The organism is Leptolyngbya sp. 7M (assembly GCF_018128485.1).
Genome location: NZ_CP070897.1, coordinates 5,107,577 through 5,131,884, shown reverse-complemented (window position 1 = coordinate 5,131,884; position 24,308 = coordinate 5,107,577). Strand labels below are relative to the sequence as shown.

The following is a 24,308-nucleotide window of genomic DNA, read 5'->3' as shown; positions in this document are numbered from 1 at the left end:
GGGATCGCAAATGGGGATTACCCTCAACAATTTGGACGCCAACAGCTCCCACAGGTGAAATCTCGTTAGAGGTCTGCATTTCCAGGCTAACAAAGCATTTGTCAAGGTTTTGTAACCACTGCTACCTGCGTCTGAGAGATTCTGAGAGCGGCAGCAGTCCGTGCTTACACCCGCTTCTAGCTCTATCTTGCGAGAGACAATCTTAGCATTAGGTAAAAAATCAGTTAATTCTCAGAGAGTTCCAGGTAAAATACAAAGTAAGTCCACACTTGTCTATCTACGCAATAAAACGCTTAGGCGTGTGGCTTTCAGTGTAAATCGCAAATGCATCTAAGCAAAACAACCTAGGTACCTTCGCTGAGGGGGAAGTTCAATATCGATCGATTGGCTACACCTGTTCTATCCCATTCCCATTTCATTCAATAGCGCCGCTGCTATTTGTAAGAAGTTCACTGGAAAATTATTATTGGGAAGTTATTACTGGGACATCGTTCAGAATCGCTGTCGTTTAGGCAATGGTTTGACTAATTTATGCTTCAGGATGCCCTTGCAATTCGCTATTATCAACGGCTCACCGATGCTCTAGTAGAGCAATGGAATCGTGGCTATCGGTTTGACGAGCTTCGCCTCTACATGGATGGTTACCTAGCGGCTCTTCGTCACGCTGATGCAATTGAACCCTATTTAATTAACCGTTTGGAAGAGGAAGTGATTCGCTATCTCTACGATCCATCCAACTTTGAGATGCCCCAAACAGAACCCGATTATCGTTAGGGTTAGGAATGGCGCACTTATCTCCGGTCTGTCCGCGGTTATCTGGGTTGAGGTTTTTTTGATGATCCTGATTATCCGCACAGTTATTGAACCCTCTAGATCAGCTTGACGAAGCTTCTAGAGGGTTTATGTTTAGTGGCTCTAGGAGACCCTGCAAAGTTCACCTATCAGGACGCTAGAGCAACCTCGACCATTTGCTGCAATTCGCCTTTCTGGTACAGCTCGATCATGATATCGGAGCCGCCAACAAACTCGCCATTGATGTAAACCTGAGGAATTGTGGGCCAATTGGAATATTCTTTGATGCCTTGCCGAATGTCTGGATCGGACAGCACATCATAGGTTTCAAACGGAACACCCAACACATTCAAAATCTGCACAACATTGTTGGAGAAGCCACACTGGGGCATCAGCTTTGTGCCCTTCATGAACACCATGATTTTATTGTTCTGAACCAAATCATCGATTCGCTGCTGCACTTCTGGAGTCATATTTTCTACAAGTATTTGTTTACGCTTTTAGTCCACGCTTCTATGGTATCGGTTCCCCCGACTCTAGGGTCAGAGGACTGCTCCAATTTGGTCTATCCCAACTATCGAGAATTCTGTCAGTCAAACCGGTCTATCAAACCGGCAAGCAGTCCACGCAGGAATTTCCATCTGCAAGCAAATCAGCAATAGATATGCTTATCAAACCATTTGCTGCTGGGCCTGCCAAGCTTGAGGAGTGTAGGTTTTCATCGTCAAGGCATGAATCGCCTCGGAAGACATTTCCTGCTGGAGAGCGCGGTAGACCAACTGGTGCTGCTGCACCAAGCCCTTGCCTTCAAACAACGAAGAAACAACGACTACCTGATAATGATCGCCACCGCCCGTAAGGTCCTGCACCTGGACCTGGGCATCGGGCAATGGTGAATCGAAAATCATGACTAACAAAGCAGAAAAGTATGATTCAGGGATACCAGAAGAGATAGCTGAAAATCCTGGTATGAGGGCTGCTGCCATCCATTCCGACCCGACCATTTCGTTAGAAGAAGCTCGCAACGCTGCCGCTGGAGAAGCCCCCAATGCCGCTGGCAGTGTGGCCGACAGCACGGTTGAAGGTCATGTTCCCAGTACGTCCGATCCCTATCCGACCGATATTCCTTCTACCGATCATCCTCTGCCGGACGATGATGACGATGTCACGGCTGGAGCGTCTAACAGCTTTTCGGATGAGACGGATGACCGCTATGTTCATTAGTCTCACTTGTTAATTCTCAATCAATTCACTTAGCTCTCAATTAATTCAAATCAGCGCTAGTAGGACGTTTTCGCTGCTAGTCGATGCTGCGCGAAATGGTTCTTTTAACTAGTGGTTCAACTAGTCTTTTAAGCAAACGAGGTGACTGCATATGAATCTTGACAAACAATTAGCAGCGCTAGTTGGCCTAACAGGAGCAACTAGCATTAGTATTCTATTGAGCCTACCGGCCCTAGCACTTCTGCCGCAAACGGTTTCTGCAAGATTAGGACAAACAGCTCCAGACGCTTCAGAACAGCTTTTCGCTCAATCCGATAACGGCGATGGGGATAACGGTGGTGACAATAGCAGCGCCTCAGACAATGGCTCAGACAATGGCTCAAACTCCTCTGGCCGCGATAGCTCTGACGCAAGCTCCAATGACAGCAACAGTGGCGCTAGTGCTAGCGATAACAGTGGGAGTGGCGATTCTGGAGAAGTATTTGGCACTCGTGGTCAGAACCGCAACGAAGGAGGCGCACCCTACATTGGAGTTGGGGCATCTCCCCTGGAAAGTGAGTCAGATGGCGAGCTAGAGAGCGAATTAGACGGCAACCGATAGCATCAACTGCCTCGGCAAAGCACGGGCTAATCAAGCAAGTCCACTCATATGCTTGCGTTCCCGCAGGGTAGTGGATTAAACCTCTTGCGAGTCCGCACACGCAGACTTCCCCGCCTAGCTTACCGTTGACATGGGGATGGGCAGTGACGAAGCCGAGGCAATCAGATTGACACAAAATTCTGTGCAGGCTTGGAAATGGAATGAGCGGGCAGTTGATTGAAGAGTTTGAGCGTACAGGCTTCTCTTAGTATCATTGAACGGGGGATTTTGTCATCCCCCTTTAGAGAGAAGTGATCAATTCTAATAGAAGTGATAAAAATAACAAGCTAACCGCACATATAAATCGGGTTTTGGCAGCCGTTAACGACAACCAAAAATTCAGTTAAAGATATTAGGAGTGGATGTTTAAGTCCAAAAAGTGGGAATTTGAAAGTAGTAATGTAGGAAGTTTGACAGGAAAGTATTTGCGAGCGAGAGAAGATAACTAGTACTCGAATATCCATTTTCTGTGGGGCCGCTGTATATTGTTCTAAAGCGAACCCTCAAGCTACAGGCTATGCAGTTTCTTGCTCCCCGACGGCTCCTTCTGCTTTCTCAGAAAATTCCGCTACGTTTAGTAGTGGCTGCTCCCTTCGTGTTACAAACCCTGGGAACCGTGGTGCTCGTGGGCTACTTTGCCTACCAAAGTGGCCAAAAAGCGGTTGAAAATATGGCTTCGCAGTTGATGGGGGAAGTGGGTGCGCGTGTCAATCTTTACCACCCGCTAAAGGCGTTAGCGCATCAGCACGATTTCGAAAGGCAGCCTCTTTGCGCTCAATAAAATCGTTCTGCTCAGCCAAACTCAACTGCGGCAGCAGATCGGCCATGATGTCCGGATTCAGCCGCCCACTAATCTTGGCTTTATAAAAAGCCCGATCAATCACCAATCCATAGTCAAGCAGAAAGTCCTGCCAAATTTGAAAGTGGAGCGAGTCGGTTTCAGCTAACGTACCGTCTAGATCGAACAATAGAGCATTCAGCATAATTTCCCTTTCGTTCTAGTCCTATGAACTTGCCGCCGATGTAACGAATCTTAACAAGAATAATTTCAACGACCAGAATCCATAGACACAGAAAGGCTCAATCTTTATGCAGAAAAACAAAATCTTTACGGACAATGCTAACCGAACGTACCTCCGTTCCACCCCCACATATAGCCTTTGGCATCAGCAAACTCAATGTAGGTGCGATTGGTCGGCACTCCGAGGGCTGCATTCACCTGCTGACAAAAATCCTGACTCATGGCTGTCGTCTGAGCTGGACTCATTGTCCCCACGCTTTTAATTTCGATATAGCAAACCGGATCGGTTGTGCCTGCAAAGGTCATTGCCAGACCTGGCTCAAAAGCAGTCATCACATAGGATTCTGGCTTACCTGTATGTTTCGCCAAACTAGCAGATAGACGCTTTAGCAAACTTTCAACCGTAGCTTGGTCCGGTGCAGCAGCAGAGGTTTGGACTTTGATTAGGGGCATAGAACATTACCCTCCATACTGCCAGCCTGTACTCTCTAACTGGAGTGGTTCGCCGTCTCGATGCACGCCTGCGGCGATCACTTCTCCGACAAAGACAGTATGATCGCCATGCTCAACTGTGCCCACAACGCGGCATTCGACATAGCCCAAGGAATCAGAAATGATTGGGCAGCCGGTTTCACCCAGGTAGAACTCGACATCCTCAAACTTGTTGCCGACGCGCCGCTGCGGTTTGAAAAACTTTTGCGCGAGTTCTTTCTGACTTGCCTCTAAGAAACTAAGGGCAAACACCTGACTGGACTGAATCATGGCATGGGAGCCAGAGTTGCGATTGACGCAGTTGACCACCAAGGGCGGTTGAAACGAGGCCTGCATTACCCAACTGGCCGTAAAGCCATTCACTTCATCCCCATCTTTGACGCCACAAACATAAAGCCCGTGGGGAATTTTTCGCAGGATTGTTTTCTTAGCCTGTTCGTCTAGCAAGTGATCGTCCTCCCAGTGCTACATCGTTCAGTGTACTGCCTTGTCAGATTCTTATGAAGGGCGTGCCTGTTCAATCAAGCCTTATCGATTAAGCCTTATGAGCAGTTAGGCAATTTGTACTAGATCTGAATAATGGGTCAAAAGCTGTTCACGCGAAAGGCTGTCGCTGGCATCCTGCGGCGACCAGATCAACTCGTAAATCATCAGATAGGCGGGTGTGATGCCTCCCAAGCGCTGCAAAACGGCAGCCAACTCTTCGGTGGAATGAACTGGGTTAGCCAGAGGTCGGTCGTCTGCTGTGCCGACTAGCAGTGTCACAACAATATAGGAGGCTGGGTCCGCGTCTTTGTCAACTTGGAGGGCTTGGCGACGAATATTGCCACCTACATTGACCAGGGTTTCGCTGCTGAGCTTACTGCGCTCTTGAATCGAGAGCTGTTCAAATAATTGAGCTGATGCAGAACATTCTGATCGTGATCCGGGTTCCAGTTCAGTGAAACAGCCTGGAGAGGTTTTACCTTACCGACAAGCTATGGAGTCGATTGGGAAAGGATTGCAAGAGGAATACAAACGCAATTGCGCGGGGGTAACCGTCTTGAGGACGCTGAGTCGAGAATCGCTTACGCCGTTAGAGAAGGTGAAAAAACTAGAGCGAAAACTAGAAGTGATCTCGCGTTTGGTGCAAGGGCAAAAACTGATAGCCAAGATGGTTGGAAAATACCGCATGGGGAAAATTAGCAAGAAACAGCTTGTTGCGTCTCTTCAAGGTATTCTGCACGCCTTTCCAGAACTGAAGGAGTTCCCTTTTCCTCAGGGATATGCGGTTGGGTCTGAAGCTCAGGAGCGAGCTAAAGTCCAATGTGAACTCAGTCAAGCCCGTTGGGAGTGGTTCGCCTCGCAATCTGGTAGGCCAGTTTCTCAAAGAGCCGCCTTGAATGGTTCGGGGTTGGGTCAAGCAACATCCGGCCATGTTTGTTCTGGCTACAAACCAGGCGAAATAAAAACTTCAAAAACTCAGAAGGGGCACTTGCCGGTTGACGTTCGTTTAACAACCCGTGGTTTGGAGATTGCTGATTTTGGCGTGAATTGGCATGGTGTTAAAGAATCTACTAAACAAGAGCAACTTTTAAAGGACTGGCTGAGCAAGTTTGAAACGAATCCAAATTATCGACTGCGCATCATTGGATATAGCGATTGCATTGGGAAAGAAAAAAACAACAACTTTCTCCGAGAAGGTCGAGCCAAACGTGTCTATGAACTGTTGGGGAAAAATGCCCGATCACAAACAATTTTTGTCGGTTCAGCATCTCCGGGTACATATATCACTGACAACAGTACTGTTAAGGGGCGGGCTACCAACAGAGGGGTGGTGATTGAGATTTACACGCCGAAGCCAAGCTGTCCTTACGCTTCAAAAGATGCACTGAAGATTGAACTTGATGCGGCTCGTAAAACTCTTGGATTGAGTGCCCATGTTGCTAAAAGCTTTTTAAGAAGCGTGGGTGCACTTGATGCACGCGGAAGATTCACAGAAACGATTCTGGATAACAAATATTGGTTCGCAAAACTTTATGAGCTAATTACTTATTACGAGATTGCGGAAGTCCAACGGTTTGAGCATCCAGGCTTTGTCCTACACTTTATTCCTATCTTTTACAATCTATACCACGAATCACTCCAAAATTTCTGGCAAGGGAAGCTAGACCAGATCAGTCAACTGTGGATCAATCATTTCCAAGCTGCTGGTCGGCCCAGTTGGAACTCTGTCTCTGGATTTGCAAATCAGGTACTCAAGAGTATTGTGACAGGAGTGGCAGCCCATATTCAGGGAGATATGGCAATTGCACTTGAGCAAGCTTATCGCTCGTATACAATGAAGTATTGCCTATCTAATCTTCGTTTCGATGATTTTCGGAAAGATTTTTTTGAAAATAACCGTCCTATTTTTGAAATGGTTCAGGCTGCTTTTTTCCTTGAGTTGTCGCGTCGGGGTCCATTTCCTGTTCGTCCGGAAGTGGGTCAGTTCATCATTGGAACGGGAGCACAGCTAGCGGGGGGCGGTCTTGACATTGACGAAGTCTATCGTTGGCGAGCAGAAGCCTGGGAAAAGGCTAAGAAGCGACTTGGTCAATAATGCTCTGTTGAAGCAGGGCGGAGTTTGTAGGGCCAAGCACATACACCTGAAGAGATGCCTCAATCCCTTCTCGCACGAGTCCCCAGGCAACTGCAAGCGTGTAGAAACCATCAATTGATATAGCTGATATAGCAAAATCATCTAAAAAATTATCTAAACAGGGCTGATTTGGTTCCTGCAGCAAAAGTAGGGCACAGCGACCTGACTCAATGTACAAGGCCAGATCTTCCAGGGATGCAGCCTGTTCAATATGCACGGGTACGCCTTGTCCTTCTAACCATTCCTCTATATCTTGTAAAGTACTCTGTGGCGAAAGGGAAGCAACTGGGAGTACACCGCCAAAAAGATCAACGAACCAAGTACAAATTCCAGTTGCATCTAATGGTCCAACTGGTAGCTGATCGATTTTCACTAGAGTTAGTGTTACTGGTCTAGACGGTTGCTGATGGAGGAGCGAGAACTCCGGCAAGTCAGGCAGGTCAGGGAGTTGGTGGGGAAGCTGGGACATGGGTTTCTATCTACCTAATCCAAATGAATAAACCGAATCACCTTGGTACAGGCTGAGGAAAGTCTGGTTTTCCAACCCGAACGAGAATAATTATGATTCTGACGTAAGACAATCTGTTCAAATACTTCTGCTTCCTCTCTGCTTAGAGGAGATTGGGTCATCCGCTGGGCCTGAGCAAACGCAGTCCTGATCGCCAGATCACCGCCAAGCCATTCAGGTCGATACATAAATAAATAAACTCTTAGCTTCGGTAAGGCTCGCGTATGATTCACAGCACAGGCATTGGCTGATAGCCCCAGTGAATCTCCTAGCTCACGCCAAGTCAACTCAGAATTTTGCAATCTCATCTGAAGTACTTTTGCTTCATCGGAATTCAGGATATGCATTTGCTCAGCCTCTTTGATTGCTCGAATCACGAAACTAGTATCAACGGGATCATCTCGCTCTGGGTCCGGTATGGTTTCAGGCTGAGGCAATGGCAGCAAATGTTTTGAGTGCTTCAAACGTCGGGTCGCTTCTCGTCGGACAATCGTTAGTACCCAAGTTGAGAAAGAGGATTCTCCACGAAAGCTACTGTAGCCTCGCCAAGCACGTATAGCAACTTCTTGAAACAGATCCTCCGCATCATTCCGATTCTGCATCAGTCGATAGCAAAAAGCTAGAACTCGGGCACGTACCTCTAACCAGCATTGCTCAAAGGATTTTTGAGGCTCTTGGGTGGGTATACCCATGGTTATCACAGAGTGGAGATAGTGTAGATGTTAAAACATATGCATTGAACCTATAGATGTTCCATAAGCTATGCCTGTTTGATTAGTACAATAAATCAATGAGCCTGAATTAGTAGTACTGCTTTGTGGCAAATTGGTTGTCAAGGTTGGAGAAGTTCTTTGCACAAATATGCAAACACCGTTGCATAAACAATGAGCAAGTTAATTCATCTGCAAAGGTAAAATCGTCGCAGGGCGGCAGCATCCAAGTTTGAAAAGGGCTTCAGGACAACTGGTCAACTTCAGGACATTCAAGATGAATTCACAAATCTTTTACTTATAGCAATCGAGAAGAGATGTAGGGGAATGTTCATCTATTGCCATAGCGCACTAGCGATGAATACTGATGCATAGGTTGATGTATAGGTTAAATCACAGGTCAAATCCCTGATTGACTAACAAAACTCTGGATGCTGGCGGCTCACGAATGTCCTGGTTCGCTATTTGACTATTGTTCGTTCAGTCTCTGTACTGCCTGTCTTAGCTGACTTTCAGGAGCTTCTCTTTCAGCCAATAGTCTAAAAGTATCTTAACCGAAACTTGCTGCTCTTTCGCTACCTCTAAGAGCTGACTCATCAAATTCCCATCAACTGAAACCAAATAATGCTTCCTTTTGATGTCAACCTCAAACGATACCTCTGGTAGTTCGCTTGCATAAGCACCAATATCATGGGACTCAAAAAAATCTACAAGTTCTTGATTTGAATCAAATTGAGGTAGCTTCTTAGAATTACTTTCGGCCATACAGTTCCCTCTCCTTATCTGCCATATTTCTTGCACTTAAGATCAAAGCTTGAGCGGAGGGCTTGTAAATAAATAAATAACACTAAATAAAGAACACTGCTAAATAGTGTCCAGCATCCGTTCCCTTACGCTTGCCCTTCTCTACGAATCGAAATTTTGGTTTGTTGCTAAAAACCTCTTCTACTTCATTGGACTCCACACGATGCTTTACAGATAGCTTCTCTATAACTGCATTTAGCCAAATGATTTCCTCGATCCTCACACTGCTAACCCTAAAGCCTATAGCACCTTGATTTTAGCCTTCTGCTTCAACCTCCCTGATTCAGCCACAGCTTTTGTCTCTAGCTTTCAGAAACATTAAAAAACACAGAGACCCAAGCCCCTGTGTATCGCGTTTCAATCATTTGGGAGATAACTTGAAATGCGCTTTTGTAGAAAACTGACGTAGAGAACTTACACTGACTTGCCGCAGGGCAAATTGCCCATGAATCGTGGGCCGAACCGATCAGGCACTGCCTGAGCCGCGAAAGCATCCATTACGGTCATAGTGCTTACCTGTGAATACTAAACAACAGCAGAAGCTCGAAGAAACCTCCTACAGTAACCGTAGGCAGCGACTGCAAGAGGTAATCACGATACTGTCTATGACAGAAAAATCGGAAAGTGCCGACTTTCAGGTGGTAACGCTAGGATGCCCTTGACCAATTCGGCAATAACAAGCTTGATTTCTCTTGATTAATCTTCAGCTTCTTCATGCACTTCTAAGCTGCAAATTTCTACTAGTTTCTCCTTCTTGGGCAGCTTCATAGCCCGGTCGCCCGGGCCATCCTTACCATAGTGGTTGACCTGCTCAACATCGATCCGCACCAGTCGCTCCTCATCGGTTAGGACGGTGACGGCTGAATCGGGGAGGGCTGGAGCTGCGCCAATTAATTGATCGGTTTTAGTCGTGAACTGAATTGCATAGGTGCCCATGTCGCCGCGCTGGCCGGGTCGCAGGCTGCGGATCTTGATGCGTTTGGCATAGCCGAGAGCAGTGACAATCAGCAGCTCATCTTCAGGATTCAGCACCACACAGCTCACCAGTTTTTCCTGTTTGGTTAAGCGCAGGGCTTGTTGACCTTGGGCAGCTCGGCCCATTACCGGCACATTCTCGTCGGTGACGGTCAAGCGCAGGAGTCGTCCGGTCGAGGTGGCGATCAGCAACTGCTCATCGGTGACGGCCAAGTTGGCAAACCGCAGTTCATCGTCGTCCTTCAGCTTTAGGGCAATCAGACCGCGTCCGCTCAGGTTTTGGAATTCGCTCAGCGGCAGGCGTTTGATCCGGGCTTGGGCCGTCAGCATGATCAAATCCAGCTCGGCGGTTTCCTCGGTCACCGCTTGCTCAAAATCTGCCGGGAATTGAGCATCTGTTCTGATCTCGGCCAATTCCTGCACTGTGCCGCCGTTGACCAAAAAGGGGCAAATCGACTGGGCGTAGGCTTCGACTTTGTCTCGGTCTAAAGTTTGGGTATAGCTGAGCGTTTCCGCACTGGCCACTTCACGGAATTCTTGCCAAAAGTCGCTGGTTTCGTACCAGGCCCAGTTGCGCTGCTGCTCACAGTACTCACTCAAGGGCACTACCTGCCCCTGTGAACCAATCGCTAAATAGCCCGACAACTGATACAGATGGCAAACTCCCGGTGTTCCTGGCTTAAATGCAGGCGGTTGCTCTGCCGTTGGCCTAGAAAGCCGCTCTCGCTGAAATTGGAGGCGCTGACGGGCATAGCCTTCGTGGGCGGTACTATGACCTGCCAATAGGGTTAGCAAAATTCCGCAAGTCAGCAACCCGACCTGTCCCACAGCAATGGATTGGCGTAGAGTGTTGTGCTGTTGAAAGCGGAGCTGTTGCAACTGCTGCCGCGAGTTGGCTGAAGTCAATCGTAGTTTACCCATAAGGAAGTCTAGAGCAGGACCATACTCAAGATTCCCAAGCAGCTATGAGATGCAGCAGTCAGTTGTCAAGTAACCTTCTATACTGCCGGAAGTAAAGCTAATACCCTAGCAGGGCTGCCCGAACCACCTTGAACCGGCAATCCTCCGATTACCAGGATCGCCCCAGTCGGGGGCAGTTGATCGAGGCCAGCCAAACATTCCAGAATTAGGCCGTCAGCTTCGTAGATAGCCGTGCTAGCAGCGTAGGTAGGATCGCTTCCCGGATCGACTCCATGCGTATCGGTTCCCAGGCCAACAATGTGGCGTTCTGCAATCAGAAAGGCCACGGCCTCTGCCCCAAAGCCCGGAAAGTGACAGGTTCCTTGCGCATCTCGGTTAAAAAAGCTAGGAGAATGGTTCCAGCGATCTTGCCAGCCGGTAAACAGAATCACGAGGCTGCCGGACGGAACTAGCCCATACCTAGCCTCCCAAGCTTCGAGATCAGCTAAAGAAAAGCAGTAATCGGGATTGGATTCAGTTGATTCACGCCTATCCAACACTACTGCCGGAACCACCAGCTCCTGCGCCGTAAACTGATCAGCACTTCTGGCGTTAGGAATGAAACTGTTGGGTGTGCCCCAGTGGGTACCGCTATGCTCGCCGATGGTCAGGCGATTGATCAAGTAGCCTTCCTGGTCGTAGCTAGCCCAAGGTTGGATTTCGATAGCTGGATCGCCTGCCCAGAGCGGCATTGCAGTGGTGAGGGGATGGGTCAGGTCTACCACGCGCCAAGACATACCGTTCATTGGCTTGGCTCCACCCGCAGGCCAAAATAGGTCAGCACCAGCTCTTCGGAACCCGTATTGCGTACTTCATGCTGCTCACCCGGTTCCACCGCCACACAGGTGCCGACCGTCAGGGCATACTCCTGGCTATCAATGCAAATCAGTCCAGTGCCCGCCTCGACAAAAAACACCTCGCACATATCGGTGTGAGCGTGGGCTGCGGCAACCTGGCCGGGGCCAAACCGAGCTTGGGAGAAATTGGTCAGGTGGGGAAGTTCACCCAAACGCAGCATTACCTTCTTTTTGATAGCCGGATTGTGGGACACTGATTCTTCAGGCAAGTCATTCAGAGCAATTCGTTTCATCGGCAGTATTTATTCAGTCAACAGTTCTTGATCAAGCAGAGCCAATATTGGCGCAGGTTCAGCACAATCCTCCGGCGCTAATTCAAGAAGATCTGTATTTTGGTCGCAATATTGGCACAACCGGACAAGTAACAGAAGCAGAGTTTCAGCAGTTTCTCAACCAAACAATTACACCACTTTTTCCCAATGGGCTAACGGTCTACGACGCCAAGGGACAATTTTTAGACAGCACTAACACACAGATTCGTGAACCGAGTCAAGTGGTCTCCCTACTCTATGAAGACAGCCTGACAAACCAGCGATCAATCAACCACATCATCGACGCTTACAAGAACCAGTTTCAGCAAGAATCTGTTCTGCGAGTTGCAAATCGAGATACCACCGTCAGTTTTGATCCGGCTGATGATTCGATCGAGAATGATCCAACGCCAGAATTAATTCAGGTTGACCTCTACTTTGGTCGCAACATTGGCACAACTGGAGAAGTTTCTGAGCGACAGTTTCAGCGGTTTCTCAATCGAAACATTACTCCCCAGTTTCCAGATGGATTAACGGTGTACAACGCAGATGGGCAGTTTCTGGACAGTTCTAACACACTGATTCAAGAGCAGAGCAAGGTAGTTTCGCTAATTATTGAAGACACTGAAACAAACGAGCAAGCGATCGACACAATCATCAATCAGTACAAAGATCAATTTCAGCAAGAATCAGTTTTGGAAGTCGTCAATGAAGAAGTCAAAGTCGGTTTCGGCGGCTCAGAAGATTTGATTGATAATGATCCAGTGCCCGAATTAATTCAGGTTGACCTTTATTTTGGACGCAATATTGGCACAACTGGAAAAGTGACCAATCGAGAATTTCGGGATTTTTTGAATGATGTTGTGACACCAAAATTTCCCGATGGACTGACTGTTTATAGCGCCAAAGGGCAATTCCTTGATCAATTAGAAAAGTTGATTCGTGAGCCAAGCAAAGTTGTTTCTCTAATTACTGAAGACACGCAGGAGAATGAGCAATCTATCTCTCAGATTATTGCTGCTTACAAACGCCAGTTTCAGCAAGAATCAGTTCTGCAAGTGGTTGATGAAGAAATTGGAGTTGCTTTTGGTTCAGTACCCATTGAAATACAGCGATCGTACTCTACTTCAGATCATGGCAGTAGCAATCGAATGATCGACAGCAGCAATTCTTTACTCAAAGGTAATTCAAGTCTCGATTGCTTTGCTCATTCAGAATTAGGGTTTCACCTTCTACCCCTGTTTTGAACAATTGCCCGCCTTGGAATATCACCACAATTTTACGCTATCAGCAGAGGCGATTCGGTTACAACATTGGTGGAATGGGATGCGCGATCGTCGATCTGTCCGCTGCTTTGAAAAACTAGTCAGTATCTCATAGCTCACTTTCACAAACTTCTTTCCATTGGGAAGTCTCTAGCCGATTAGCTCGGTTGGTTACGGCAAACTCTCGTCCACTTTGCAGGAACGACTCAAGAGCCAAAAGCAATGTTCTGACTCCAGATTTACTGCGTCCCAACGACACTTTTATTCCCACTTAATACGAATTAGGAAACAGATTTTATGGCAGTTTCTGCAAGCTTTAGCGCAGGCATCCTCAGCATCATCGGAGATAACTTAGACAATACGATCGAAGTCAGCCGAAATGCAGCCGGACAAATTTTCGTCAATAGTGGAGTCGTTAATCGCCTGACGCCGCTGCAGAAAATCATCGCAGACGGCTGCCACTTCAACCGCAACATCCGTCAACTGGTTGAGAATCAGTTCTCCACAGTAACTATAGAAGAATTCTATGGAGAGGGATTGCCCAAACTCGCTGGTTACCTTTATAGAGGCATTGCAACCAAGGCTGCCTAGGTCTTAACCCTTGATTCAACCGCTGTCTATCGAACACAGAAGGACGAAAATCGCAACGGTTGAAAAACTCGATACATCACTCACAATAAAGAGAGCGCTCAAATAGAGTAATCTGCTCAAGTTGCCTTCAGCAAAACGACCTGCTATCTGTTCTTCATACCCCTAATCCTCATGTCCGACTGGCTTGAACACACTGTACAAATTGAAGTTGAAACCCCCATCAACGTTGTTTGGGATCTTTGGTCGGATTTAGAACAAATGCCGAAATGGATGAAGTGGATCGAGTCAGTGAAAGTGGTTGAGAACGATCCAAATTTATCGCGGTGGAAGTTGGCATCCGGTGGGTTTGAATTTAGCTGGTTATCGCGGGTTACTCGAGTAGTCACCCATCAAATCATTCAATGGGAATCAGTCGATGGTTTACCCAACCGGGGCGCAATTCGCTTCTACGACCGAGGCGACCACAGCATTGTGAAGATGACGGTTGCTTATGCAATCCCAGGCATTTTAGGCAAGCTGATGGACAATCTATTTCTGGGCCGGATTGTAGAGTCTACGCTTAATGCCGACTTGCAGCGATTCCGCGATCTGGCGGTAAAAACGAATCAACCCTGAGGTTGGGGTCAGATGTCAACCATTGCTTCAGAGGCTGTCACACCAGAACTTCACCTATTTCAGTGCATAGCTGCTCTGGTACTCGATCAGCTCCAACTCGTTCCCGTCCGGGTCGTATAGGTAGGCCCGGAATCGAGTTTCTGGAGCATCATCCATCAAGCTGTATTCAATGCCATGTTTATCGAGCGTGGCCTGCATCGCTTCACCGTCTTGAACCACAAAGCCAACATGGTTGATGCCAATGCTGTAGTAAGACTGGTGGTTTCTGGGCGTTTGGCTTGCCTCCTGCATAAGGGAGAGATAAAACCGGTCATTGCCCACGTGGAGCCACCCTGCACCTTCGGCTCGCACATATCAATCGGGGAATAGAGTTTGGTAAAACTGCCGCGTCGCGTTGATATCACGACAGGAAAGGTTGATGTGCTCAAATCGTTGGAAATTCATAAGTCCTCCAAAATTGCCATAGCGTGGAACCCAACTCACTGAAGCCGAACTTTCTAAAGTTTTTTCTATCAAAACTCTAGTCAAAATCAGTTGATTTGACCATAGAGATTCATACTCATTACGACTATGAGTTATGCGGGTGAGCGAGAGTACCCACAGGGGTAATGTCGAAGCTGGAGCGGTTTTCCAGAATGGTGGCATTGAGTTCCAAATCGTTACCTACAGGAGAAGACAGGAATGGATGCAATTCTTTACTGGAATGATGTCGCCCTAGAAGCCGTTGCCCGCGACCATACTGGATCACCCGCCCCCTTAGAGCAAGGTGGACCCACCCGCACCGCTCGCGCTCTGGCAATTGTGCATTTAGCAATGTATGACGCGTTTAACAGCATCACCGGCTCCTACACGCCCTATTTGCCAAATCTGCCCGTACCCATACCCGGAGCCTCCGTCAATGCTGCGATTGGAAGCCCTCACAGCAGACCGTTTTAGGGGACACCGCAAAAATCGTCACACCTCTTGTCGCTCTTACAGGTTGGGTTGAACACACTTGAGGTAAGCGTTTAACTGTCCCTGCCCTGCAACCCAGTTGTGGGGCTTTTATGTTGCAGCCCAGTTGAACTAAGCAAGTTGAACTGAACAAGTTGAATCGAGCAATGAACCGAAACTGTCTGCAAACGAAGGTTTAGCCACAATTCTACCGGCTTCGTTGAACTGCCTACTCACCTGTTTGCTCTAACAATTTGCTCCAACAATCCGCCCTCAGTGCTAGTCACCGCAGCAAGGTAGAACCGACTGAAGAGACTGAAGCTGGATAGCGGAGGTGCTGTACGAAATCTCCCAGCCGTATTCGGTATAAAACTGCACAAAAATTGATAACTAAGCAAAGACTGCCCAGAAACGTCAGGATGAAGGTGGGGGCCATCACCACGCCAATCGCAAACCAGCTAAACACATGCAGCAGTAGCGCCAGAGCATACACGCTAGCAACCGCAGCCATCAGATGTACTTGCGAGGCAGGCCGACGGAACCCTACAAGCAGCATAGTTTGCGAGGTGGCGAGCAGATTCGCAGGCACCAATGCGGCGCAAATGGCAATACAGTGGCTGCGGGAAAATTCAAACAAAGGGTGGATATCAAACATTTAAAAATGGCTCTTCAAACGGCTTGTCCTCTAGGATACGTCTGAATGCTAAGTAATGAGTCTCCAATTGTGAGTATTTGCTTTTATATGAAGAAAGGTTACAAGAATCGATTTGCTGCCGCTTCATCTCAGTTCGAATCGAACTTTGAAAGCAGGAAATGACATGGGTGCCGACGAAACCTCTTGCCGACAAATTGCTTAGATGCTGAAGTGAGTGACCCTAATTTCGTTAAGTTCGATACCTTTGTGCTTCACATGCGTTTCATTCAAACTACAAGTAGGAGATTCCCGCCCCGTTACATCTCAGGCTACCCTCTGCTCGGTTTGGTATAGCAGCTAACCACTTTTGCCCATTTATCAATGGTTTTCGCTCTTGAGGATAAAGAAAATCTTTTACTCAGGGGGATCCCTGGAACAATTGTCTACTCTGGTAGGTGCGAACCTGATAACAGCTATGTAAGCTACCCAGGTATAGACCCCAATCAAGAATCCTTTTGGGTTCGGAACCTTGTCCAGAGTATGCGGAGAAAAGCGGAGTCGTTATGGCACAAAGTTTTGGTCTGATCGGTCTGGCAGTGATGGGGGAAAACTTAGCGCTAAATGTCGAGCGCAATGGGTTCCCGATCTCGGTTTACAATCGCACCGCTGCAACCACGAAGAAATTTATTGAAGAACGAGCGCAAGGGAAAAACATCAAACCTACTTTTTCGCTTGAAGAGTTTGTGCGATCACTAGAACGTCCGCGTCGAATCCTGATTATGGTGAAAGCGGGTGCCCCCGTTGATGCAGTCATGGATCAACTCAAACCTCTGTTGGAAGAGGGCGACATGATCATTGATGGTGGCAACTCGCTCTATACCGATACCGAGCGGCGCGTCAAAGATATGGAAGCGCAGAACCTCCGGTTTATTGGCATGGGCGTCAGTGGTGGCGAAGAAGGAGCACTAAATGGTCCCAGCTTGATGCCAGGGGGGACCGAGGCGGCCTACAGGGAAATTGAACCCATCGTCACCAAAATTGCACGATAAAGCGCGGGAACGAAGGCTGCCTTGATACCGACAACAACCTTACAGATTTTTCTATAGTTGCCCCGGCTCCGCGCAATTCGTCGGCACCTACGAATCCGTGCAACTTAGGCGGGACGCTGCAAGCAGGCATACAGGCAAGCCCGAACGTTGTCTCACCGGGCGGGAATACCCGTTTGACGATTACTGTGATCCCGGCAACCACGCCGCCAAGTACAGGCATTGCGGTGGTCGGAAACCTGACGGATATCGGCGGTTCCGCTAATCAGCAATTTTTCGACGACGGCACGAACGGAGATCAAACCCCCGGAGACAATATTTATTCATATCTGGCCGTTATTCCGGGCGATATTACCGGAGGTTTTCGCAATGTAACGGCAACAGTCTCTGATGCGCAGGGCAGGACCGTCAACCTGAACCAGGTCCTGACGATAAATGCACCCTTGCCGGACGACGATCCGCTTTTGTTCGGAAATCCGAGCAATGCGACCGCTGACATCGCTAACGAGAATAACTATTTGATGCTGAAGCCGCAGTATTCGCTTTCGTACAACCGCAGTAAGGCGACCCCGAATTGGGTCGCGTGGCGCGTTGATACCACCTGGCTGGGCGATGCTCCGCGGCAGGATGATTTTCGGCCCGATACCGCTCTGCCGGTTGGGTGGTATCGTGTCGAAAGTGCGGATTATACGGGTTCAGGCTATGACCGCGGGCATATGTGTCCTTCGGGCGATAGGACGCGATCGATACCGGACAATTCAGCAACGTTCCTGATGACGAATATGGTGCCGCAGCTTCCTGCAAATAATCAGGGGCCGTGGGAGCAGTTCGAAAGCTATACGCGCACGCTTGCAAATCAGGGCAACGAGATCTATGTGATAAGTGGCGTACACGGTAATGCCGGAACCATCGCGCAGGGCCGGATCGTGATCCCGCTGGTTACCTGGAAGGTCGTTCTTATCTTGCCGAATGGAACCAATGACCTTAGCCGAGTAAATAAGGGCACGCGCGCATTCGGCATAATCGTCCCAAATCAGCCGCCGCTTAATCAGAGTACGCCGTGGCGAAATTTCCGCGTTACGGTAGATGCCGTCGAGATCCTGACCGGATACGACTTTTTCTCAAAGATCCCGAAAGGCACTCAAGAGATAATAGAACGCCGCAGAGATAGAGAATGAAACTTTTTGCAAAACGGACCACTACGTCATTGCTCCACACCTCTTTACTATTTGTGTTCGTAATTGCCGCACAGGCGAGCGTTTTTGCTCAGCGCGAAATGCCTATTTCCACCGTTCAGGGGAAGACGAATCTTTCGCCTTATGAAAGACAGATCGTGCGTATTTCGGGTATCGTAACGGCCCGGACCCGCAATGGGTTTTTCGTTCAGACGCCGGATGCGCGCACAGATAAAGATCCTATGACCTCCGAAGGCATCTATGTTTTTACACGAACAGACCCGCCCGCGGAGGCCGTGCCGGGAAATATGGTTCTGGTCGCCGGGCGCGTGGAAGAATTTCGTCCGCAAGCCGATAACTATGGTCTGACGATAACGAATCTTGTTTTTACGCCCGGGCGTGATATCTTCAGCGTTCTCTCAAAAGGCAACGCGTTGCCAAAGCCTGTCGTGATCACAGCCGAAGATATGCGGCCAAATACCTTTGACCAGCTTGAAAAGTATGAAGGGATGCGGGTCATTGGTTCATACGTCTGTTGGTTTAATCCTAGAATGTTGCGAAATGGATTCTCGGTCACGGAACTACCGCTAGAAGCAGAAGAGGAATCAACCTGGAAGGAACAAAGCACCATAAACTGACCAACGGTTTAGAAACTGTTCAACTTAACGAGTGAGCTGTTACGGAACTGACGAAACTCCCAGATTTGCCATGAAATGCCAAGTTTTAGGGCTAAATTCAGAAATAGCGTCAACACGAGAGTCGCTACTTCTACTGAGATAGGCTGTATTAAATGCAACCTAAAAATACCGCAGTTTTCTCATAGGTCTGCTGCACTCTAAGTCAACATCGAAAGGGTTGTGCCAGACGGTAGGTTTACTCCGTTCAGGTATACCTGCTTATTTCAATGCTTCTGATCCAGAGTCAGGATAAGACGAACTGCAATCTTGATTTTCGAAGACAGATTTCCCTGCAAATTTACCCGTGCTATCAAGCAAAACTACTCCTATAGCAAGACATCAATTGGATTTGTCTCTGTTACTGAAGAATTGTCCTGAGCTGGGTTCAGCGAAACATGCATGTAGGTATTTATCGTCACAGGTACTCTGAATAACCTGATAAAGCACTAAAAAGACCAGGCGCGCTGAGGCAATCCTGGTCTTTCCAAAATATTTATTTGTGAAAGTATTTATGCAGTCACCTGCTTTGATTAGAGCAACTCGCTCATTTCTGATCAAGCAAGTCTGATAGAGTAATTGCTTAGCAATCGGGTTTTATGAAACTGCAACCGCCACAAAAATTAATCCAACGACTAAAATAAGTCCAGCAGTACCCAAAATCACATATTGGATCTGTTGCCTTTTGGTTGGAGGTTCAGCCTGGTAAACCTTTGGCTCTACGGCAAAATTATTGAGGCGACCGCCCTCTTCAGTCGTGTATGGCATAACTCTGACAATCCTTGCAAAAATATTTTATTGACTGTAACAGACAATTACAATCTTGTCACTGATTGTGACTTTAGGGAAAATCCTCACGTAAAAATGCTGGTTGAAGGTTGCAGATTTTTGCGGATTCTAGAGTGCTCATGCGTGTTCTACTGTAACTTGACCATATTTTTCAATTGTTTTGTTTATCTTCAATCGGCTAAGCATCTACGCATCTTATCTATCACCAATCTGACCTATCACTGATCTGACATCGAGTTTGCATTGCTGTTACCTTAGGGGTTTAGACCACACTGCAAGAGCGCCTTTAAACAAGGAACCCCCAACCTCGGCAAAGGAGATGGGGGAAGTTGAATCAGGGTGCATCTACCAATTCACTGTTCTGGCTGCTGGCGGTTCTGTCCGGATAAATCTGAGGAAAGTAAAAAATGTTGCGGTGCTGAGCAGGCACGGTAGACCAGGTAAGAGTAGACCGGACAAAAGTAGACCAGACAAGAGTAGACAGGCAACAATAAAGCAGGTGAGTCTAAATGTCCTGTAGCAACGATTGAATCGAAAAACGATTGAAACCGTTCGGCATAGTTAGGAAAGTATGAGGGGAGCGCTAGCGCAGTGACTCAGGAGTTTGATCTCTCTGTAACTCCGGTTGGGAACAACCAATATTTGGTGCGCACCGAGCGGGTTCCATATGGTGCGCCCTTGGCGCAGGAACAGGTAACTTGGCCGGTTGATAAATGGTTGGCTCAAGCGCGCCAACTCATGAGTGATCCGCTGCAAGGTGTGCTATTGCCACTGCTCACCAAATGCAGCGCGCTCTTGACGCCCTCAACGAACGCTGGCAAGCCCAAGGCATCAGTCGCGTCCAGTTTCGCTGCGGTATCCATCAAGGTACAGCCGTAGTGGGCATGTTTGGTAGTCGGGAGCGGTCTGACTACACTGCCATTGGTCCCAGCGTAAACATTGCCGCTCGTCTACAAGAAGCCGCAGAACCCAATGCAATTCTGGTTTCGGCAGCCGTGGCAGACTACCTGGACGACAGTGTTTCGATCACCAAATTCAGTCCCCTGAAGCTCAAGGGCGTCGATGAAACTGTCCTGACCTTTGCGGTGCAGTCAATTAACATGCCGACGCTAGGGCCAGTCGCTGTTGAAAATGCTTGAATTTAAGCAAGCGGATTACCCAGCTTTAGCCACCGTGGTTGATTCGGGATCCAGTGCTTGGGCCGCCTGTTCCTGCGCCAACCGACGCTTACGCGCATAGAGCTGAATAATGGCCGCCATCGCCACAATCATGCCAACTACCGCCCAACTCGCAGCTGAAGTCGGGAAATTATTCTTAAATACAGCCAGCAGCACCACAATCACAAACAGCACCGTCGGGAACTCATTGAACCAACGGAACTGTTGCCCTGTAAAGCGAAACTTGCCCGCTGCCATTTCTTTCATTAAACGAGCACAAATGTGATGGTAGCCAATCAAAACCAGCACCAGCGCCAGCTTGACATGCAGCCAGGTTTCTTTGAGTAGGTCTGGAGCCACTACCACCATGCCAATTGCCATCGCCACGGTTAGTACCAAAGCGGGTGTCATGATGATGCGGTAGAGGCGCTTTTCCATAATCTGATACTGCTGCTGCAAAACCGTCCGCACGGCTTCTGGCTGCTCGTTGGCTTCAGCATGGTAAACAAACAGCCGTGGTAAATAGAACATGCCTGCAAACCAGGCCACAATGCCAACGATATGAAAGGCTTTGAACCAGAGATATGTCATGGATAATGTCCTCTACAGTCCAGGTTTATTAAAGAATTACGCCAAGCGCAGTGAACGCTTGAGACGCCATCCGCTATTTTACCGAGTTGGTTGAGAGCATTTTCGCGAACCACCTGAAGCTGTAAAGATTTGATGCATGTTGGGATGGTGCGATCAGAGTTGACGCTCTGTTTGAACTGCTAGCAATCGATGGCGGACACCCCTAAGGCGGACACTCCTAAAAACTGTAGTTAGGCTTGAGGACGAACTAAACGGAACAAGCTAATCAATAGCTCAAGGAAATGAACAGAGCTTGGAAAGCTGGAGTTGCCCCAGTTGCACGTCATGCTCAAACCGCGTGCTTAAACAAGGTATCTAGATAAACCCGTGCTGCTCGCCGGTAACTACGAGAGGCATCTGGTGTGCTGCTACTGCCGTTTTGCAGCAGAAACAAAGATAAGGCAGCTGAAAACACCCGGTCTTGATCCCAGTCTGGATGCGTTTCCAGGTAGCTCTGCAAAGACTCATGCAGCTCTTCAGGGATTTCTGCCAGGATGCTGACCGTTGTGTACATAGGGACCTCTACCTCGGTTAGGGAATTGCTAAAACAGGTGAATCTACCTACTGGATTTCGCAGGCAGCCAGTTTAGGAATGCTGCATTGTAGCGAAAAGTAGCGCCATCGTAACTCGAACTCAAACAATTGCCCCAAAGCTCGTAGAAGCCTGTTTGGGAGCCTTGTTTTCGGTCTCGCTGTGGTTAGAGAACATCGGAACGAGGTGGCAGCAAGTTAATCAAGTCGCAGAACAGCTTGCTCAAAATGCCGATGTAGCCACTGCGTTGTCTCAGTATCCTGATGCAATGGGAGCAATCTTAGAATTTGGTTCAGATGCAGTTGAGGCACTAGCACAACGTTTCAAGGTAGTTAGTGAAGGCAATAGCCCACGCTTCTGGATGGAGAGTTTAGCTAATTCGCCCTTAGAAGAAGGTCTTGGAATTTTAGAAGTACTGTCAAGAACATATGCCGAGATACCAGAGAACATTCTAGCTGCGGATATGGTTGCGTATGGACGTATTGTTGCAGCAACTGACGATGTTTCAAGAATTACTCAAGCTATTGGTGTTCCGGAAAATGTAGTCGCCAGGGCTAGACAGAACCTCTTCCTAACTGAACATGAAATACCGATAGGTCCTAATCTAACACAAAGAGCATTTTTTGCTCCAGACTCAGACATAGCTGATTTATGGATGAAAGCCATGAGTAACAATCTACAAGCTTTAGAATCTGAACGCTTTAAGCGAATTCTAGCCCATGAGTATGTGGAAAGTAGATTGATGGAGATGGGACTGCCTTTTCGTTCGTCCCATCCAGACGTATACAACAATCGTACTGGACTAAATCTTCCGACACCTGAGCATTTCGGGGCACATGACCTTGCTCCATATGCTTATATTGAAAGACCACCTTTCACTGTATGGGAAACACGGCTTAATCGCTCGTCAGGAGATTTAACACTAGCTGATGATCTTTCAAACCTTGACCACATTGTCAGCGAAACATATCGAATCTTTATGGGAGAGTAGAAATGACAAATTATACAACCACTATGTCTATGTATCATCGAATTCTAGCAATTGATTGGCGACGTAAGACTTGCACAGATTCAGATTTTTATATCGATCTAATGGCAGAGTATTTGCGACGCTCAGCTCTTTGGGCCAAGGTACTTGCTCCTTCTCACCCTATTCGTCCTTTCTCTGATATAGCTGCTTCCGTTGACCCTACAATTCGAGCAGATTCGGACCTAGTTAAAGCATTGCTTGACTATCTTAATCAGTTCCCTGTAAATGCAACAGAAAAACGGGTCTGTGAACAGGCACTTCATTGGGCTGTTATTGATAATATGCCTCAAGTCAAACAATTTGCCTTACCCGATCCATATGAACCTTTACTAGTTCTATTTGAACAAGGCGGGACATTTAGAACAGAACATGGATGGATAGACGTAGCAGGTGGTGGTTTTCAGATGAGAAATTGGCATGATTATGCTGAGAAACCTCCATTCGTAGAACTTAATAAGTAGAAAATTTAAACGCAACAGAAAAGCTCATGAATACGTGGAGATCTGCTTGATGGAAATGGGACTGCCTTGGACGGAACCAAGGCATTTCTGGCCACCCTGTGGCAGACAGTCTACACAGGCTGAGTCCATTGCTATGCATCAGGCGACTGGAAAACTTAGTGAGCTGTTTGCAGGACTGGATACACCCGAAGCGCGGCTGCAATGGCTGAAGTTTGCCACAAAGTTGGTGCAGACGGTTGGACAAAACCTAGAACCTGAGGAGACCCCTGATCCTCGATTGGTGAGTGCGCTGATTGAGTTAGGCGCTAGGTATGCTCAGCTCAACCCGACAACTTCCTCAACCGAGCCACCCTTACACTTCTTCCTGCAGCGTTTGCATTCCTTCATTCACTGCACCTTCACGAAATAGCACCAGATAGCGCCCCGTCATTTCAGGCTGAGCTGTCATAGAATTCAGATTATTCACCATGGCTTACCAATTGCCTCTTGATTTAATAGCAGTTGAAAATCAAGCGATAGGATTGCTGTGATTGAAGTTGATACCACGTTGAACCAATCGAGTGACCAACCGAGTGAAGAAATTCAGGTTGATTAAATGAGTTGAATTAAGTAGGTGAGCATAATTAAACATAAAACCCAAAACCCTGCGCCGCCCGCGCAGCGGGCGGCGCAGGGTTTTGAATCTGGTTTTTAATTATGCCGAGGTACTTAACTTGAACGAATTGACTTGAACCCAATTAAACTCCACACCAGCAATCCTGTCCAAAACTGTACGCTATACCTCACGGTTGATCACTCAGTAGTTGACCACTCAGTATCAGCATACCGTCTGATCAGTTGCCCTACTCGATAGTTGCTGAATCGTTACTGAAAGCAGTCCCAGCGCCAGTCGAGCAGTGCTACCTCACAAACCCATTTAGGC

The 24,308-nt window shown here is 47.9% G+C and carries 31 protein-coding genes and 1 pseudogene; 15 read left to right on the top strand and 17 right to left on the bottom strand.

Annotation, left to right across the window (positions count from 1 at the left end; genetic code table 11):
- The first annotated feature begins 531 nt into the window (after nt 1-531).
- Entirely contained in the window at nt 532-774 is a 243-nt protein-coding gene (locus JVX88_RS26730; protein WP_211621631.1) for a DUF6761 family protein, read from the top strand.
- Between the two features lie 167 nt (nt 775-941).
- Here JVX88_RS26730 and grxD read toward each other — a convergent pair whose 3' ends face one another.
- Both grxD and JVX88_RS26720 read right to left on the bottom strand, forming a co-directional pair.
- Complete coding sequence (grxD, locus tag JVX88_RS26725; protein WP_211621630.1) at nt 942-1,265, bottom strand: Grx4 family monothiol glutaredoxin; 324 nt, start codon at nt 1,263-1,265, stop codon at nt 942-944.
- A gap of 198 nt (nt 1,266-1,463) precedes the next feature.
- The gene (locus JVX88_RS26720; protein ID WP_211621629.1) at nt 1,464-1,700 is read right to left on the bottom strand and encodes a BolA family protein; all 237 of its coding nucleotides are present in this window, start codon (nt 1,698-1,700) and stop codon (nt 1,464-1,466) included.
- Here JVX88_RS26720 and JVX88_RS26715 point away from each other — a divergent pair.
- Together JVX88_RS26715 and JVX88_RS26710 are read left to right on the top strand one after the other, a co-directional pair.
- Nucleotides 1,699-2,016: a hypothetical protein gene (locus tag JVX88_RS26715; RefSeq protein ID WP_211621628.1), complete on the top strand. Its 318-nt coding sequence runs from the start codon at nt 1,699-1,701 to the stop codon at nt 2,014-2,016. The genes JVX88_RS26720 and JVX88_RS26715 overlap by 2 nt on opposite strands.
- 151 nt (nt 2,017-2,167) lie before the next feature.
- Complete coding sequence (locus JVX88_RS26710) at nt 2,168-2,617, top strand: hypothetical protein (RefSeq protein WP_211621627.1); 450 nt, start codon at nt 2,168-2,170, stop codon at nt 2,615-2,617.
- Between the two features lie 746 nt (nt 2,618-3,363).
- On the opposite strand, the gene JVX88_RS26705 is transcribed toward JVX88_RS26710, so the two are convergent.
- The 4 genes from JVX88_RS26705 to JVX88_RS26690 all read right to left on the bottom strand — a co-directional run bounded on the left by JVX88_RS26705 (nt 3,364) and on the right by JVX88_RS26690 (nt 5,105).
- Complete coding sequence (locus JVX88_RS26705; RefSeq protein WP_211621626.1) at nt 3,364-3,639, bottom strand: HAD hydrolase-like protein; 276 nt, start codon at nt 3,637-3,639, stop codon at nt 3,364-3,366.
- A gap of 137 nt (nt 3,640-3,776) precedes the next feature.
- Complete coding sequence (locus JVX88_RS26700) at nt 3,777-4,130, bottom strand: phenylpyruvate tautomerase MIF-related protein (RefSeq protein ID WP_211621625.1); 354 nt, start codon at nt 4,128-4,130, stop codon at nt 3,777-3,779.
- A gap of 6 nt (nt 4,131-4,136) precedes the next feature.
- Nucleotides 4,137-4,616 carry a flavin reductase family protein gene (locus tag JVX88_RS26695; RefSeq protein ID WP_211621624.1) on the bottom strand — a complete coding sequence of 160 codons (480 nt, stop codon included), beginning with the start codon at nt 4,614-4,616 and terminating at the stop codon, nt 4,137-4,139.
- 105 nt (nt 4,617-4,721) lie between these two features.
- Entirely contained in the window at nt 4,722-5,105 is a 384-nt protein-coding gene (locus JVX88_RS26690) for a DUF1517 domain-containing protein (RefSeq protein WP_211628878.1), read from the bottom strand.
- A gap of 148 nt (nt 5,106-5,253) precedes the next feature.
- Between JVX88_RS26690 and JVX88_RS26685 the strand changes: the two genes are divergently transcribed.
- Nucleotides 5,254-6,750, top strand: coding sequence for a DUF5995 family protein (locus tag JVX88_RS26685; protein ID WP_211621623.1), 1,497 nt, complete (start codon nt 5,254-5,256; stop codon nt 6,748-6,750).
- Here the strand turns inward: JVX88_RS26685 and JVX88_RS26680 are convergent.
- The 3 genes from JVX88_RS26680 to JVX88_RS26670 all read right to left on the bottom strand — a co-directional run bounded on the left by JVX88_RS26680 (nt 6,728) and on the right by JVX88_RS26670 (nt 8,772).
- Complete coding sequence (locus JVX88_RS26680; RefSeq protein ID WP_211621622.1) at nt 6,728-7,162, bottom strand: hypothetical protein; 435 nt, start codon at nt 7,160-7,162, stop codon at nt 6,728-6,730. The two genes, JVX88_RS26685 and JVX88_RS26680, sit on opposite strands and share 23 nt — an antisense overlap.
- Nucleotides 7,163-7,272: 110 nt before the next feature.
- Nucleotides 7,273-7,989: a sigma-70 family RNA polymerase sigma factor gene (locus tag JVX88_RS26675; RefSeq protein WP_211621621.1), complete on the bottom strand. Its 717-nt coding sequence runs from the start codon at nt 7,987-7,989 to the stop codon at nt 7,273-7,275.
- 519 nt (nt 7,990-8,508) lie between these two features.
- On the bottom strand, nt 8,509-8,772 hold the full coding sequence (locus JVX88_RS26670; protein WP_211621620.1) for a CopG family antitoxin: 264 nt from the start codon (nt 8,770-8,772) through the stop codon (nt 8,509-8,511).
- A gap of 557 nt (nt 8,773-9,329) precedes the next feature.
- Between JVX88_RS26670 and JVX88_RS26665 the strand changes: the two genes are divergently transcribed.
- Nucleotides 9,330-9,473, top strand: coding sequence for a hypothetical protein (locus JVX88_RS26665; protein ID WP_211621619.1), 144 nt, complete (start codon nt 9,330-9,332; stop codon nt 9,471-9,473).
- Between the two features lie 34 nt (nt 9,474-9,507).
- Here JVX88_RS26665 and JVX88_RS26660 read toward each other — a convergent pair whose 3' ends face one another.
- From JVX88_RS26660 to JVX88_RS26650, 3 genes are all read right to left on the bottom strand, one after another.
- A complete protein-coding gene (locus JVX88_RS26660) occupies nt 9,508-10,692 on the bottom strand; it encodes a DNA gyrase C-terminal beta-propeller domain-containing protein (protein ID WP_211621618.1) in 1,185 nt (394 codons plus the stop codon).
- 92 nt (nt 10,693-10,784) lie between these two features.
- A complete protein-coding gene (locus JVX88_RS26655; RefSeq protein ID WP_211621617.1) occupies nt 10,785-11,492 on the bottom strand; it encodes a cyclase family protein in 708 nt (235 codons plus the stop codon).
- Nucleotides 11,489-11,836, bottom strand: coding sequence for a cupin domain-containing protein (locus JVX88_RS26650; RefSeq protein WP_211621616.1), 348 nt, complete (start codon nt 11,834-11,836; stop codon nt 11,489-11,491). Before JVX88_RS26650 ends, JVX88_RS26655 begins: the two co-directional genes overlap by 4 nt.
- Before the next feature lie 47 nt (nt 11,837-11,883).
- On the opposite strand from JVX88_RS26650, the gene JVX88_RS26645 reads away from it, so the two are divergent.
- The 3 genes from JVX88_RS26645 (at nt 11,884) to JVX88_RS26635 (ending at nt 14,325) form a co-directional block, all read left to right on the top strand.
- Complete coding sequence (locus JVX88_RS26645; RefSeq protein WP_211621615.1) at nt 11,884-13,101, top strand: DUF3574 domain-containing protein; 1,218 nt, start codon at nt 11,884-11,886, stop codon at nt 13,099-13,101.
- 315 nt (nt 13,102-13,416) lie between these two features.
- Nucleotides 13,417-13,710 (top strand): hypothetical protein, encoded by a 294-nt coding sequence (locus JVX88_RS43330; protein ID WP_211621614.1) that lies wholly within the window; start codon nt 13,417-13,419, stop codon nt 13,708-13,710.
- A 171-nt stretch (nt 13,711-13,881) separates the two neighbouring features.
- Nucleotides 13,882-14,325, top strand: a complete 444-nt coding sequence (locus JVX88_RS26635; RefSeq protein ID WP_211621613.1) for an SRPBCC family protein — start codon at nt 13,882-13,884, stop codon at nt 14,323-14,325.
- 54 nt (nt 14,326-14,379) lie between these two features.
- Here the strand turns inward: JVX88_RS26635 and JVX88_RS26630 are convergent, their stop codons facing one another.
- Nucleotides 14,380-14,676 carry a VOC family protein gene (locus JVX88_RS26630; RefSeq protein WP_263975262.1) on the bottom strand — a complete coding sequence of 99 codons (297 nt, stop codon included), beginning with the start codon at nt 14,674-14,676 and terminating at the stop codon, nt 14,380-14,382.
- Between the two features lie 330 nt (nt 14,677-15,006).
- On the opposite strand from JVX88_RS26630, the gene JVX88_RS26625 reads away from it, so the two are divergent.
- A complete protein-coding gene (locus JVX88_RS26625) occupies nt 15,007-15,261 on the top strand; it encodes a hypothetical protein (protein WP_211621612.1) in 255 nt (84 codons plus the stop codon).
- A 280-nt stretch (nt 15,262-15,541) separates the two neighbouring features.
- Here JVX88_RS26625 and JVX88_RS26620 read toward each other — a convergent pair whose 3' ends face one another.
- Nucleotides 15,542-15,913 (bottom strand): hypothetical protein, encoded by a 372-nt coding sequence (locus JVX88_RS26620; RefSeq protein ID WP_211621611.1) that lies wholly within the window; start codon nt 15,911-15,913, stop codon nt 15,542-15,544.
- A gap of 542 nt (nt 15,914-16,455) precedes the next feature.
- On the opposite strand from JVX88_RS26620, the pseudogene JVX88_RS26615 reads away from it, so the two are divergent.
- The 3 genes and pseudogenes from JVX88_RS26615 to JVX88_RS26605 all read left to right on the top strand — a co-directional run.
- Nucleotides 16,456-16,935, top strand: a pseudogene (locus JVX88_RS26615) (NAD(P)-binding domain-containing protein); the annotation flags it as partial.
- Nucleotides 16,936-17,114: 179 nt separating this feature from the next.
- Nucleotides 17,115-18,116, top strand: coding sequence for a DNA/RNA non-specific endonuclease (locus JVX88_RS26610; RefSeq protein WP_211621609.1), 1,002 nt, complete (start codon nt 17,115-17,117; stop codon nt 18,114-18,116).
- Nucleotides 18,113-18,751 (top strand): hypothetical protein, encoded by a 639-nt coding sequence (locus JVX88_RS26605; RefSeq protein WP_211621608.1) that lies wholly within the window; start codon nt 18,113-18,115, stop codon nt 18,749-18,751. Before JVX88_RS26610 ends, JVX88_RS26605 begins: the two co-directional genes overlap by 4 nt.
- A 633-nt stretch (nt 18,752-19,384) precedes the next feature.
- Here the strand turns inward: JVX88_RS26605 and psb34 are convergent.
- On the bottom strand, nt 19,385-19,555 hold the full coding sequence (gene psb34, locus JVX88_RS26600; protein WP_106406771.1) for a photosystem II assembly protein Psb34: 171 nt from the start codon (nt 19,553-19,555) through the stop codon (nt 19,385-19,387).
- An 803-nt stretch (nt 19,556-20,358) separates the two neighbouring features.
- Between psb34 and JVX88_RS26595 the strand changes: the two genes are divergently transcribed.
- Nucleotides 20,359-20,715 (top strand): adenylate/guanylate cyclase domain-containing protein, encoded by a 357-nt coding sequence (locus tag JVX88_RS26595; protein ID WP_211621607.1) that lies wholly within the window; start codon nt 20,359-20,361, stop codon nt 20,713-20,715.
- A gap of 15 nt (nt 20,716-20,730) precedes the next feature.
- On the opposite strand, the gene hemJ is transcribed toward JVX88_RS26595, so the two are convergent.
- A complete protein-coding gene (hemJ, locus tag JVX88_RS26590) occupies nt 20,731-21,324 on the bottom strand; it encodes a protoporphyrinogen oxidase HemJ (RefSeq protein WP_211621606.1) in 594 nt (197 codons plus the stop codon).
- Nucleotides 21,325-21,652: 328 nt separating this feature from the next.
- Nucleotides 21,653-21,877, bottom strand: coding sequence for a DUF2811 domain-containing protein (locus JVX88_RS26585; protein ID WP_036006081.1), 225 nt, complete (start codon nt 21,875-21,877; stop codon nt 21,653-21,655).
- 154 nt (nt 21,878-22,031) lie between these two features.
- Here JVX88_RS26585 and JVX88_RS26580 point away from each other — a divergent pair, with 154 nt between their 5' ends.
- Both JVX88_RS26580 and JVX88_RS26575 read left to right on the top strand, forming a co-directional pair.
- Nucleotides 22,032-22,886 carry a hypothetical protein gene (locus JVX88_RS26580; RefSeq protein ID WP_211621605.1) on the top strand — a complete coding sequence of 285 codons (855 nt, stop codon included), beginning with the start codon at nt 22,032-22,034 and terminating at the stop codon, nt 22,884-22,886.
- A gap of 2 nt (nt 22,887-22,888) precedes the next feature.
- Nucleotides 22,889-23,386 (top strand): hypothetical protein, encoded by a 498-nt coding sequence (locus JVX88_RS26575; protein WP_211621604.1) that lies wholly within the window; start codon nt 22,889-22,891, stop codon nt 23,384-23,386.
- Nucleotides 23,387-24,308 lie beyond the last annotated feature (922 nt).

Coding starts and splice junctions, on each gene's coding strand:
- JVX88_RS26730 (WP_211621631.1), top strand. CDS start 532: ATGCTTCAGGATGCCCTTGCAATTCGCTATTATCAACGGCTCACCGAT.
- grxD (WP_211621630.1), bottom strand. CDS start 1,265: ATGACTCCAGAAGTGCAGCAGCGAATCGATGATTTGGTTCAGAACAAT.
- JVX88_RS26715 (WP_211621628.1), top strand. CDS start 1,699: ATGACTAACAAAGCAGAAAAGTATGATTCAGGGATACCAGAAGAGATA.
- JVX88_RS26720 (WP_211621629.1), bottom strand. CDS start 1,700: ATGATTTTCGATTCACCATTGCCCGATGCCCAGGTCCAGGTGCAGGAC.
- JVX88_RS26710 (WP_211621627.1), top strand. CDS start 2,168: ATGAATCTTGACAAACAATTAGCAGCGCTAGTTGGCCTAACAGGAGCA.
- JVX88_RS26705 (WP_211621626.1), bottom strand. CDS start 3,639: ATGCTGAATGCTCTATTGTTCGATCTAGACGGTACGTTAGCTGAAACC.
- JVX88_RS26700 (WP_211621625.1), bottom strand. CDS start 4,130: ATGCCCCTAATCAAAGTCCAAACCTCTGCTGCTGCACCGGACCAAGCT.
- JVX88_RS26675 (WP_211621621.1), bottom strand. CDS start 7,989: ATGGGTATACCCACCCAAGAGCCTCAAAAATCCTTTGAGCAATGCTGG.
- JVX88_RS26670 (WP_211621620.1), bottom strand. CDS start 8,772: ATGGCCGAAAGTAATTCTAAGAAGCTACCTCAATTTGATTCAAATCAA.
- JVX88_RS26655 (WP_211621617.1), bottom strand. CDS start 11,492: ATGAACGGTATGTCTTGGCGCGTGGTAGACCTGACCCATCCCCTCACC.
- JVX88_RS26650 (WP_211621616.1), bottom strand. CDS start 11,836: ATGAAACGAATTGCTCTGAATGACTTGCCTGAAGAATCAGTGTCCCAC.
- JVX88_RS43330 (WP_211621614.1), top strand. CDS start 13,417: ATGGCAGTTTCTGCAAGCTTTAGCGCAGGCATCCTCAGCATCATCGGA.
- JVX88_RS26635 (WP_211621613.1), top strand. CDS start 13,882: ATGTCCGACTGGCTTGAACACACTGTACAAATTGAAGTTGAAACCCCC.
- JVX88_RS26625 (WP_211621612.1), top strand. CDS start 15,007: ATGGATGCAATTCTTTACTGGAATGATGTCGCCCTAGAAGCCGTTGCC.
- JVX88_RS26620 (WP_211621611.1), bottom strand. CDS start 15,913: ATGTTTGATATCCACCCTTTGTTTGAATTTTCCCGCAGCCACTGTATT.
- JVX88_RS26605 (WP_211621608.1), top strand. CDS start 18,113: ATGAAACTTTTTGCAAAACGGACCACTACGTCATTGCTCCACACCTCT.
- psb34 (WP_106406771.1), bottom strand. CDS start 19,555: ATGCCATACACGACTGAAGAGGGCGGTCGCCTCAATAATTTTGCCGTA.
- JVX88_RS26595 (WP_211621607.1), top strand. CDS start 20,359: ATGCAGCGCGCTCTTGACGCCCTCAACGAACGCTGGCAAGCCCAAGGC.
- hemJ (WP_211621606.1), bottom strand. CDS start 21,324: ATGACATATCTCTGGTTCAAAGCCTTTCATATCGTTGGCATTGTGGCC.
- JVX88_RS26585 (WP_036006081.1), bottom strand. CDS start 21,877: ATGTACACAACGGTCAGCATCCTGGCAGAAATCCCTGAAGAGCTGCAT.
- JVX88_RS26575 (WP_211621604.1), top strand. CDS start 22,889: ATGACAAATTATACAACCACTATGTCTATGTATCATCGAATTCTAGCA.